Source organism: Citreicella sp. C3M06 (genome assembly GCF_018860705.1).
GTDB lineage: Bacteria > Pseudomonadota > Alphaproteobacteria > Rhodobacterales > Rhodobacteraceae > Salipiger.
This window is the reverse complement of record NZ_JAHKQA010000042.1, coordinates 97633-108584: the sequence shown is the minus strand read 5'-3', so window position 1 is coordinate 108584 and position 10952 is coordinate 97633. Positions and strand designations below refer to the sequence as shown.

The 10952-nt window shown below is 60.6% G+C and carries 10 protein-coding genes and 2 pseudogenes; 7 read left to right on the top strand and 5 right to left on the bottom strand.

All coding sequences use genetic code 11. From position 1 onward, the window contains the following. Together KO516_RS09825 and KO516_RS09820 are read right to left on the bottom strand one after the other, a co-directional pair. Window positions 1-231: pseudogene (locus KO516_RS09825) on the bottom strand (pyridoxamine 5'-phosphate oxidase); the annotation flags it as partial. A gap of 37 nt (window positions 232-268) precedes the next feature. Beyond that, window positions 269-871, bottom strand: coding sequence for a glutathione S-transferase family protein (locus KO516_RS09820; protein ID WP_216003610.1), 603 nt, complete (start codon window positions 869-871; stop codon window positions 269-271). A gap of 129 nt (window positions 872-1000) precedes the next feature. Between KO516_RS09820 and KO516_RS09815 the strand changes: the two genes are divergently transcribed. Beyond that, window positions 1001-1918 (top strand): LysR family transcriptional regulator, encoded by a 918-nt coding sequence (locus tag KO516_RS09815; RefSeq protein ID WP_216003609.1) that lies wholly within the window; start codon window positions 1001-1003, stop codon window positions 1916-1918. 28 nt (window positions 1919-1946) lie between these two features. On the opposite strand, the gene KO516_RS09810 is transcribed toward KO516_RS09815, so the two are convergent. After that, on the bottom strand, window positions 1947-2864 hold the full coding sequence (locus KO516_RS09810; protein ID WP_216003608.1) for a LysR family transcriptional regulator: 918 nt from the start codon (window positions 2862-2864) through the stop codon (window positions 1947-1949). 122 nt (window positions 2865-2986) lie between these two features. On the opposite strand from KO516_RS09810, the gene KO516_RS09805 reads away from it, so the two are divergent. From KO516_RS09805 to KO516_RS09795, 4 genes are all read left to right on the top strand, one after another. Next, on the top strand, window positions 2987-4072 hold the full coding sequence (locus KO516_RS09805; protein WP_216003607.1) for a phenylacetaldoxime dehydratase family protein: 1086 nt from the start codon (window positions 2987-2989) through the stop codon (window positions 4070-4072). A 179-nt stretch (window positions 4073-4251) separates the two neighbouring features. Further along, window positions 4252-5244, top strand: a complete 993-nt coding sequence (locus tag KO516_RS09800) for a TRAP transporter substrate-binding protein (protein ID WP_216003606.1) — start codon at window positions 4252-4254, stop codon at window positions 5242-5244. Window positions 5245-5313: 69 nt separating this feature from the next. Next, on the top strand, window positions 5314-5850 hold the full coding sequence (locus KO516_RS24175; protein ID WP_252737512.1) for a TRAP transporter small permease: 537 nt from the start codon (window positions 5314-5316) through the stop codon (window positions 5848-5850). A gap of 2 nt (window positions 5851-5852) precedes the next feature. After that, on the top strand, window positions 5853-7136 hold the full coding sequence (locus KO516_RS09795; RefSeq protein WP_371742064.1) for a TRAP transporter large permease: 1284 nt from the start codon (window positions 5853-5855) through the stop codon (window positions 7134-7136). Window positions 7137-7386: 250 nt separating this feature from the next. On the opposite strand, the pseudogene KO516_RS09790 reads toward KO516_RS09795, so the two are convergent. After that, window positions 7387-7581: pseudogene (locus tag KO516_RS09790) on the bottom strand (integrase core domain-containing protein); the annotation flags it as partial. Window positions 7582-7828: 247 nt separating this feature from the next. Between KO516_RS09790 and KO516_RS24625 the strand changes: the two are divergent. Together KO516_RS24625 and KO516_RS09785 are read left to right on the top strand one after the other, a co-directional pair. Then, on the top strand, window positions 7829-7942 hold the full coding sequence (locus KO516_RS24625; RefSeq protein WP_371742063.1) for a transposase domain-containing protein: 114 nt from the start codon (window positions 7829-7831) through the stop codon (window positions 7940-7942). A 197-nt stretch (window positions 7943-8139) separates the two neighbouring features. Continuing rightward, the gene (locus KO516_RS09785; RefSeq protein WP_216003604.1) at window positions 8140-8589 is read left to right on the top strand and encodes a MaoC family dehydratase; all 450 of its coding nucleotides are present in this window, start codon (window positions 8140-8142) and stop codon (window positions 8587-8589) included. 59 nt (window positions 8590-8648) lie between these two features. Here KO516_RS09785 and KO516_RS09780 read toward each other — a convergent pair whose 3' ends face one another. Then, window positions 8649-10853, bottom strand: a complete 2205-nt coding sequence (locus KO516_RS09780; RefSeq protein ID WP_216003603.1) for an NADP-dependent isocitrate dehydrogenase — start codon at window positions 10851-10853, stop codon at window positions 8649-8651. Between the last annotated feature and the right edge of the window lie 99 nt (window positions 10854-10952).

Genomic DNA, 10952 nt, shown 5'->3' with positions numbered 1-10952 from the left:
GATTTGTGCAACAAAGCCGGTCATGGCCAGAGTCGTGGGGCTGGGAGAGGTTAAGAACCCCGCCGATCCCTTGCGCAGGAATGGCCAAGGATGCCCTGCCCTATCCAAGGCGCTCAGCACCACAAAATTCAGACCCGCAAAGAAATCGCGGTGCTGATCTGGCATCGCGTCGCGCAGCACAGCGGCCCCGCGCGCCCGCATCCGGTCCTCGACGCCGAATGCGGCCTGCATCCGGCGCTCTCCGTCGTGCCACACGTCTCGCATTGGCTCAGGACCGCGGAATATCGACAAACCCATCCAGCGCCTGCACCCGAGCCAGCCACGCGGCGATGTTCGGATACGGCGTCAGATCAAGCGCCCCTTCGTTGGCCACAGCGACGTAGGCATAGCAGGCGATATCGGCCAAAGTGGCGCGGGCGCCGACCAACCATGCCCGGTCTTGCAGGTGGGCTTCCATCAAGTCGAACAGCTTTTGGCTCTGCGCGACGGCGGCATCGTGGTCGCCGGGCATTTTGAACAGTTTGATCAAGCGCGCCATATTCGGGCCGCGAAACATCACCCCAGCGGAAATGGCAAACCATTCATCCACCTGCGCACGCTCGCGCCTGTCTGTAGGCATCCACCCCTGATCCGGCGCGTAAGTCCGTTCCAGATATTGAAGGATCGCAATGGAATCGCGCACGGTGAGATCGCCATCCACCAATGTCGGCACCTGCCCCAATGGATTGATCGCGAGATAGGCGGCGCCCTGACGCTGACCATCCATATCCATCACGGACACAAGATCCACATCGAGGCCCATCAGGCTTGCCGCAAGGCGGACGCGATGACAATGGCCTGATTTCGGAACGTCATAGAGTTGAATGGTCATCGGCATTTTCCCTTTGCTTTGGCAATGGATGCGTTGGGCATCCGGTTGCCGCAAATTAGGGCTCCGCAATACTGTTAGACCATTCTCAAATTTTCGGGCACATCTGTGCGCAGCTCAACAGGTGATCCGATGACCGAACAGACCCAAAACTGGGAAGACCTCCGGCTGATCCTTGCCATCACACAGGGGCGTGGCCTGTCTGGCGCGTCCCGTATCCTTGGCTTGCATCACGCCACGGTGTTGCGTCGGCTGAACCTGTTTGAGGCGCGGATGGGCGTGGTTCTGTTCCATCGTGGTGCCCGAGGCTACGAGCCAACGGATAGCGGCGCCGAACTGGCCCGCATGGCGCAGTCGATTGATCAAAGCGTGCAAGACACCTATCGCCGTCTTGCCGGGCAGGATCTGCGGCTGTCGGGCACGGTGCGATTGGCCACGTCGGATTTCATTGCGCAAAGCCTGCTGAACCCGGTGCTGCGGGAATTTCACAACCGACACCCCAGCATCGAGTTCGAAGTGGCGATCTCCCCGCAAATGGCGTCTTTGACCAAGCGCGATGCCGACGTGGCGTTTCGGGCCGCCAACGCTCCTCCTGACAATCTTGTCGGGTCCAAAATCGCCGAACTGAGATACGGTATCTACGGGCACGCTGCGTTTTTGGCCCAGCACGCAGACACCAGCGATTTACAGCGGCTGGCTTGGGTCGGGGACGATCAGTCCATCGCCCATGTAACGACCAACACATGGCGCATGCGAGAGTTTCCCAACGCGCGGGTGCCCCATCGCTATGACAGTCTGCTGGGCAAATTCAGTGCAATCAAAAATCAGATGGGGATCGGGTTTCTACCGCATTTTCTGGCGCGCACGCACCCGGACTTGATCTGCCTGCGGTCGAACCCGGCGCAGTGGACATTGGACCTGTGGCTGCTGACCCACCCGGATTTGCAACATATGAACCGTATCAAGGCCTTTATGAAATGTTCCCACGAGGTTCTATCGCAGTTGAACCTGTCCGACATTGATGAACATTCTGCCCCACTCTTGTTCTAAGACCGGGGCGCGGGCACCGCAGCCGTCCTTATTTTCGGTGCGGGGCGACCAATGCGGGGATCAGCCTTGTGGCCAGATCCGCAAACAGGCTTAGCGCCGGACGCATTCGCAATCGATTGTTGCGCAACAGCACGATCTTCAACGGGCGCAGCGGCTCGGCAATCGGGCGCATGACCACGGGGCGCCCGCTATAGGTCATCTGGTTAGAGGGGCGAATGTTCAGCACCGACACCCCCAGCCCGCTGGCCACGAAAGAGCGCACGGCTTCTACGGAATGACAGCGGAAATCAATGCGCGGCACGATCCTTTGATCGGCGAACAACCTATGAAAATAATCGCGGGTGTGCGGCAAATCCATCAACACGAAAGGACGTGTCGCAACATCATGCAGGGACACTGCGGTTTCCTGAGCCAGTGAGTCCTCGGGCGGCAGAACCGCATAGGGCGGCAGCGTCGCCATGACCGACGCGCTGAACCCGCTCTGCAAGGCGAGATCGAAGGTGATCGCCAGTTCGACCTTGCCGGCGGCCAGTCCGCTGAGGATATCGTGTTGGTCCATGTCGAGGATACGGACCTGAATGTTTGGATGCTTTTCGTGGAAGGCGCCGACCAACTCGGCGGTGATGGTCGGGGTCAGGTTGACGAAAGACGCGACCGTGATTTCACCGCCCAGCGTATGAGAGATCGCATCGACATCATGGCGGAACTGGTCGGATTGCGACAGCAGCAGCCGCGCGCGCTCTAGGAACCCCAGCCCTTCAACGGTAAGTTCGATGCCCTTTGTTGGGACCCGCAGAAAGAGTTGAACATTGTAGAGGTCTTCAAGTTGCTGAATCGCCGCCGACACACTGGGCTGCGAGATGTTCAGACGCCGCGCCGCTTCAGAGATTGTGCCGGTCTCGGCACTCATGACGAAGTAGCGCAGAGCGCGTAAATTGACGTCCATCTTGGCCTCGGCAACCCTCAGTATAACATCTTCCTATACGATTGAGAGTTATTATATGTTTTTCCTGAGGGAGCGAAAGGGCTTACGTAGGGCCGAAATACGAATTTCTAGGGATGCCCCGGATGGAGACCCTCGTGACGCAGACGTCCAGACTTCGCAGCTTGCCGATGAAAAAGCCGGAAGGGCACAAAGCTGTCATTCAGCGGTACTCTTCCCGCGTCGACCAGAGTGTCGAGTCTCTCCGCATGGCCGTGCTGGGGTATCAGGAAGCACCCGGCGCCCATACCGGGCCCGACGCCTTCCTTAGCCATCTCGCCGAGATGATTTCCCACACCGGGGCCCCGTTTCATCACGACATATCCATGTGTGTTGATGATCAGGGTTTCACCAACTCGATGGCCGTTTGCTATTGGCAAGATGAGGCACAGTTTGCGGCATGGTCTGCCCGGTTCGACCAATGGTGGGCGGCCTTGGACCCCAGCAGCCTGTCGGTGGGTCTGTGGATCGAAACCTTCGCTGTTGCGCCGGAGTATCGCGAAACAAACCTGTTTCAGGAATACTTGCGCGGTCTCTCCGCCTGTCCGATGGCGAAAATCGAGCCGATGGACGAAAGTGGCTACTGGGGCGCCGCGCGAGACCGCTTCGCTGCGTCTGCGCATGATGATTTTGCCCCCGATGTTCACAGCGACCTGCAAGCCGACCTACACCGCCAGACCTTGGGTAAACGCATCATCGTGTCGGACATTCCCAGCCGCCTTTGCGTGATCCGTTCGGGCGTGACCTGGGCCAATTGCGGCGACGAGCAATTGGCAAGCTTTGAAAGCAACCTCAAACCCAAGCTTGACGCTGGCATGGCCTTTTTGCGGGCAAACCCGGAAGAAACCGGATGTTGCAGTCTGCGGCAAGTCACCTGCCTGAGCGCCGAAGGAACGGAACAAAAAGAGGCCTATTCCCTGGGGATTTTCCTGACCTACCGGCACCTTGAGAAATGGGCGCATGACCACCCAACCCATCTGGCGATCTACACCCGCGCCTTGGCGGAACGGAAGAAGTATCAGGAAAAACTCGAACTTCTGACGTATCATGAGATTTACGTTCTGAATGAGAACGTTCGCTGCGAATATCTGAACTGTCAGCCCCGCACCGGGGTCTTGCCGTATTTCACAAATCAAACGCCTGACAGCACGGCATCCCTTTCCAATTCATAGGCACAGATATTTTTTCGGAAGTATCCCAACGCGCCGAAACCCCTCCCCGCCCATGCCTATTCGCCAGCTCCTGCGGAGGAGCGCCCTAAATCTATGTCCGGAGATCCGACATGAATCCTTCTCACACAACCCGCCGCAAGTTTCTGCAACGTTCGGCAACCGCCCTCGGGGCTGTCACCTTGGCCTCGCCGGCGTTGATCACCGCCGCCTCGGCAGGCGCCAAGCACAGAATGACGTTCGGGCACACCTTCGGCGCGGCCAGTGACAATTACATGGTGACCGGCCTGTCGCAGTTCAAAGCGGCGGCTGAGAAATACTCTGACGGCGAGCTGGAGGTCGATATCCACGAAGCCGGCAGCCTCGGCGGGCAAAACGTGTTGCCGCAGAAGGTTTTGACCGGCGCGATCCAAGGGTGCCAATTGTCGACGGGCAACTTTGTGAACTACTCCGAGGTCTATAATATCCTCGATTTCCCGTATCTCTTCGCCTCGAACGACGCCTTCGAAAGCACAATCGAACAAGATGGGTTCCGCGACTCTGACTTCCTGTCGAAACCTGCGTCCAATGGATTTCAGGTCGTCCCCGGGATGTGGGCCAATGCGGGGTTCCGGGTGCTCGGGATCTCCAAGAAAGTCGACCGCGTCGTCACCACGCCCGACGACTTGGCCGGTCTGAAAGTACGCACCAACGGCACGCGGGTCGAAGACGTCATGTTCAAGCTGACGTCTGCCAGCCCGGTGTCGATTGCATGGGGCGAAGCCTATCAAGCGATGCAGCAGGGCGCGGCAGACGCGCTGAGCGTCGGTCTGGGGCCACTGACCGCCTCAAAAATACACGAAACCCTGTCGAGCGCCACGCTGTATGAGCTGAACTTCAACTGTCACATCACCACGCTCAGCAAACGCTGGTTCGATAAACTCCCCGCAAATGTGCAAGAGGCGATCATGCAGGCGGGCCGCGACAGCTATGCATTCCAGAAGGCTGAACAGAAGAAGGCCAATGACCAGATGTTGCAGCTGTGGCAAGAGACCGGCATCGAAATCAACCATCTGACCGCCGGGCAAAAAGACCAGTGGGTCGAGAGCATCGGCCATCAGCGCAGCGAATACGACGGTCTGAAAGACGCCTTTGGCCGCAAAGCCTTCGACACGGTGGTTGGCCTGCAAGGATAGTCCCCAATGGGCGCGCGGAGACACTCCCGCGCCCAGCCTTATCCTTCCCTATGAATGTCAGGTCCCTTTATGCAAACCTCTCCGGTACTCCCGCGGGTGGTCCGTTTTCTTGACGGGCCATTCGTACGCTATGTCGTCATCGCGGCCTATGCGTATTTCTTTCTTATCATCCTGAGCGAAGTTGCGATGCGCTATTTCTTCGCCCATTCGACCACATGGGGTGAAATGACCGCGCGCTATGCGTTCGTTTATTTTGCCTATGTGGCCATGGCCGAAGCGTTTCGACATGACGAACATATCCGCATCGATCTGATCCCGAACCGTCTGGGCCCCAGAGCACGCAAGGTCCTAGAGACCTATATCGACCTGCTCTGTGTCGCGATTTCCATCACGGTGATCTGGTACTCGATCCAATTGATGCAAATCCAGCAGATGGCCAACATCCGCATGCACGCCCTGCCGCTGAACCTGTCTTGGGCGCAGGCCGCGCTGCCGCTCGGCTGGGGGCTAATGATTATCCGCATCGGGCAACGGCTGAGCCGTCGATTTGCGTGGAATCTTCCTGCCGCAAAGTTCGAGCACCCCGCCAGCCAAGGAGAGCTGTGAGCATGGAAAATTCTCAAATTGCGTTTCTGGTCGTGACCTTGATGGTTGTCCATCTGGTGATCGGCTTGCCGTTGTTCGTCGTCCTCGCCGTCGGGTCGTTGTCCTTGATCGTGCTGACGGGCACCTATTCGCTGAGCAGTCTGGGCACCACGCTGTTTGCCTCGCTGGACAGTTGGGCCTTGCTGGCCATGCCCTTGTTCATCCTCGCAGGCGAGGTGATTTCGCGGGGACGTATCGCCCGAGATCTGATCGGTCTGGGTGAGGCGTTGGTCGGCTGGCTGCGTGGCGGGCTTGGCATGGCGACGATCTTTGGGTGTTTCTTCTTTGCAGGCACCAGTGGGTCAAGTTCCGCCGACACCGCAACGATCGGCAAGATCATGGTCCCCGCCCTGAAGCAGAAGGGCTATGATCCCAGCTATGCCGCCTCCCTTGCCGCATCGGGAGGTATCTTGGGCGTCATCGTGCCGCCGAGCCTGATTTTCATCATCTACGGCATCGCCACCGCCACATCGGTCGGGGATCTGTTCGTCGCAGGCATTGTGCCCGGCTTCATGGTCGCGCTTGGCCTGTGCATCGCCAACTACCTTGTCTGCCGGTTCGGGACATGGGGGGCGAGCGAGAAAACCGCCTTTTCCGGCAAGGCCGCTCTGAAGGCCCTGTGGCAGGCACGCTATGGCTTTGGCGCACCCCTGGTCATCCTCGGTGGCATCTATGGTGGGCTCTTCACCCCGACAGAGGCGGCTGCCGTGGCCGTTGGCTATGTCTTCTTGGTGGAACTGGTACTGGTGCGCGAAGTCCGCTTCCGCGACCTGGGCGATATTTTCCTGACCGCGTCGCGGACCACGGGCATTCTGGCGCCGATCATCGCCTTCTCGATCCTCTTCGCCGAAGTCCTCGCCGTCCTGCGTGTACCGGGCATGATTGTCGAAGGGTTCACGGCTTTTGACGTCAGCTTTGGGGTTTCGGTCGCGCTCATCGTGGTGATGTTGCTGGTCATTGGCTGCTTGCTGGAACCGATCGCGGCGATCCTCGTGATCATGCCGATTCTGTTTCCAATCGGTCAGCAACTTGGCTTTGATCCGGTGCATTTCGGCGTCTTTGTGGTGACCACGCTATCGGTTGGTTTCATCACGCCGCCGGTGGGCATCAACCTGTTTGCCGCCGCTGCGGTTAGCGGAGAGCCTTTCACCCGCATCGCAACGCGCGCGTTCCCGGCCTTCATGGCGCTGATCCTGATCTGCTTTGCTATCGCATTTCTGCCATCCATGATCCTCTGGTTCCGCTAGAGCTCCGGGTCGCGCCGCCCCTGTTCGGTTGGGACGGCGCTGCCAGATTGCCGACGCGGACGCGGCAGTGCGATTTGCCGTCAAACTGAACACCAAAGATTTGTCCCGGGTCAAAAGCTTTCGACTTCCACAAAGCGTCATTGGCTGCGCAGGCTCAGGGCAAATCATCGGTTTGCCCCGAGCCCGCGCGATGCTGAGTGATGTGCTACCCCACCCGCGCCCGGCCGCTCTTGGAGTTTGCGCGTTTGCATCAGGCTCGCGCGCTGGTGTCGTGAGTTGATTTCGTCAGGTCTGCCAAAACCTTGTTGCCGATGGCTTCGTGCGGGCATTCTTCGTTGTCGTCTCTACCCCAAGCCTCCGGCTTTTCGGCGACATCTTAAAGGTTCATGAACCAATGGCGGGGCAGGCATTCCGCCCGAAAGCGCCCATTGAACGTCTCAATGAAGGGTGACGGCCCGATTGAGCCCACCTGCCTGACGAAAGCAGGGCGCACTAAAACACGTGCATAAAGGCACCTGTCTTATCTGGAGGGGGGTGTCGGTGGGGCGTCAGTCACTCAGGTTGCCCAACGAGCGCGCTCACGCGCTCGCAGATCTGCGGTCGGCATCGCTCGGAAGGACTGGCTCTTCGCGGGCTCCGACAGCGGCGGCGAAACGCTGGCCCCGGCGATGATGCTCATTAAGACGGCCTAGATAAATGGTCGCGAGCCGCAAGCGTGGCTCGCCGAAATCCCCGAGCACATCCGTGATCACAAGATGAACCGGCTCGACGAGCTGATGGCGTGGAACTGGACGCTGCCGGACTGATCCGTGGCAGAAATCAGGCGGCTACGGTCGGTTCTCCTACTTATTTTCAAGCGCTTGGCAGCTTAAAGCCTCATGGCGTGGCGCCCTCTGTTTCAGATTATCGCTCTTGTCAGCTGCACCGAGCTGCAGCCTTGCGCAGTCTCATGGCGTTCCGACCGGTTGCCTGCTAGCGAGCGGCAAACAGAGGGGAGCCTGGCATGACCAGCCATTATCTAGAAGACCTGACACCGGGGCAGGTGTTTCACACCGGCACGCTGCTGGTCGAGCGGGCCGATGTGCTGCGCTTTGCTGCCGAGTTCGATCCGCAGCCGTTTCACCTTGATGACGAGGCCGGGCGCAACAGCCTGTTCGGCGGGCTGGCGGCCAGCGGCTGGCACACCGCGGCGATGACCATGCGGCTATATGTGACCGGGGCGTTCCAGCCTGCCGGTGGCTCTGTCGGGGCGGGCATGGAAGAGTTGCGCTGGCCGCGGCCGGTCTTTCCCGGCGACACGTTGAGAGCCGAGATCGAGATCCTGTCCGCCCGCGCCTCGGCCACGCGGCCAGAGCGCGGCATCGTGCGGATCCGCTGCACCACCTTCAACCAGCATGACGCGCCGGTGCAGATCTATGTCTCGGTCGTGTTCATCGCGACGCGGCAGGCCTGAGGCGGCAGGCATGAAAAAGCCCCCGCCCGTCACCGGGCGGGGGCCTTGATCGGTCAGTCTCAGGCGAAGATCGCGTTCAGCGTGGCCGAGGGGCGCATCACCTCAGCGGTCTTGGCCGCGTCGCCGTGATAGTACCCACCCAGATCGGCCGGGGCGCCCTGTACCGCCGCCAGCTCACCCAGGATCTCGGCCTCGCCGGTGGTCAGCGCCTTGGCGATGGGGGCGAAATGCGCCGCCAGCTCGGTGTCGACGGACTGTCCGGCCAGCGCTTCGGCCCAGTAGCGGGCGAACCAGTAGTGGCTGGCGCGGTTGTCGGGCTCGCCAACCTTGCGCGAGGGCGACCGGTCGTTGTCCAGAATGCCCTGCGTCGCGGTATCCACCGCATCGCCCAGAACCCGCGCCTTTTCGTTGCCCGCCTGATCGGCGAGGAAACGGAAGGATTCCCCCAGCGCGCAGAACTCGCCCAGCGAATCCCAGCGCAGGTGGTTTTCTTCCATCAGCTGCTGCACGTGCTTGGGAGCAGAGCCGCCCGCGCCGGTTTCGAACAGCCCGCCGCCGTTCATCAGCTTGACGATCGACAGCATCTTGGCGCTGGTCGCCAGTTCGAGGATCGGGAACAGGTCGGTCAGGTAATCGCGCAGCACGTTGCCGGTGATGGCAATGGTGTTGTCGCCCTTGGTGATGGTCTCGAGGCTGGCGATGGTCGCTTCGCGCGGGGCCATGATCTCGAACTTGTCGGCAACGCCGCGCGCTTCAAGGATCGCCTTGACGTAGGCGATCAGCTCGGCGTCATGGGCGCGGTTCGCGTCCAGCCAGAAGATCGCGCGGTAGCCGGTGGCCTTTTGCCGGTCGATCGCCAGCGCAACCCAGTCTTCGATCGGGGCCTTGCGCGCCGAGGCAGAGCGCCAGATGTCACCCGCTTCGACGCTGTGCTGGTGCAGCACGGTGCCATCGTCGAGGATCATCTTGACGGTGCCCGCCTGCGGGATCTCGAAGGTGGTGGGGTGGCTGCCGTATTCCTCGGCCTTCTGCGCCATCAGGCCGATGTTCTGCACGGTGCCGGCGGTGGCCGGGTTCAGCTTGCCATTGGCCTTGAAGAATTCGATGGCCGCATCATAGACCGGCGCATAGCTGTTGTCGGGAATGACGCAGACGCAATCATGTTCCTTGTTGTCCGGACCCCAGCCCTTGCCGCCCGCGCGGATCAGCGCCGGCATCGAGGCGTCGATGATCACATCCGACGGCACGTGCAGGTTGGTGATGCCCTTGTCGGAATTGACCATGTACATCGGCGGGCGCGCAGCGGTGACGGCGTCGATGGCGGCCATCAGCTCGGCGTCATCCTTGACGCGGGCCAGCAGATCGCCAAGGCCGGAATTCGGGTTCACACCCAGCGCCGCGAGCTTGTCGCCATGCGCCTCGAACACCGGCTTCAGCCATGCCTTGACCGCGTGGCCAAAGATGATCGGGTCCGAGACCTTCATCATCGTGGCCTTCATGTGCAGCGAGAACAGCACGCCTTCGGCCTTGGTCTTTTCGATCTCGGCATCAAGAAAGGCGGACAGCTTGGCGGCGCTCATGAAGGTGGCGTCAACGACGGTGCCCTCGGGATAGCTGACGGCACCCTTCAGAACGGTCTCGCCCGAGGCCGTTTCCAGCACGATCTTGGCGGTGCCAGCCTTGCTCAGCGTCGCCGAAACCTCGTTCGAGAAGAAATCGCCGCCGTCCATGGCTGCAACGCGGGTCTTGCTGTCGGCGGTCCACTCGCCCATGCGGTGCGGGTTGGACTGGGCAAAGCTCTTGACCGCGGCGGCGGCGCGACGATCCGAGTTGCCCTCGCGCAGCACCGGGTTCACCGCAGAGCCCTTGAGCGTGTCGTACTTGGCGCGCACCGCCTTTTCCGCATCGTTGGCGGGGGTTTCAGGATAGTCGGGCAGCGCATAACCCTGCGACTGAAGCTCTTTCACCGCGGCGACCAGCTGCGGCACCGAGGCCGAGATGTTCGGCAGCTTGATCACGTTCGCCTCGGGCTGCTTCACCCATTCGCCCAGCCATGCCAGATCGTCGGATTGCTGCTGCTCGGGGGTCAGCGCCTCGGGGAAGGTCGAAAGGATGCGGCCCGCGAGCGAAATGTCCTTGGTGCCGACCGACACGCCCGCCGCCGAAGCGAAGGCCTGAATGATCGGGAGAAGCGAGGCCGAGGCCAGCTCGGGCGCTTCGTCTACCTTGGTATACACAATGTCAGGGGTGTTCTGGTCGGCCATGGTACTTTCGATCCTCCGGAGGTTTTTGGGGGGATGCCGATAGGCGGCAGGTTTTGCTGGGCATGGGCTTAACACTCCCTTTCAGGGGCAGAAAGCCCT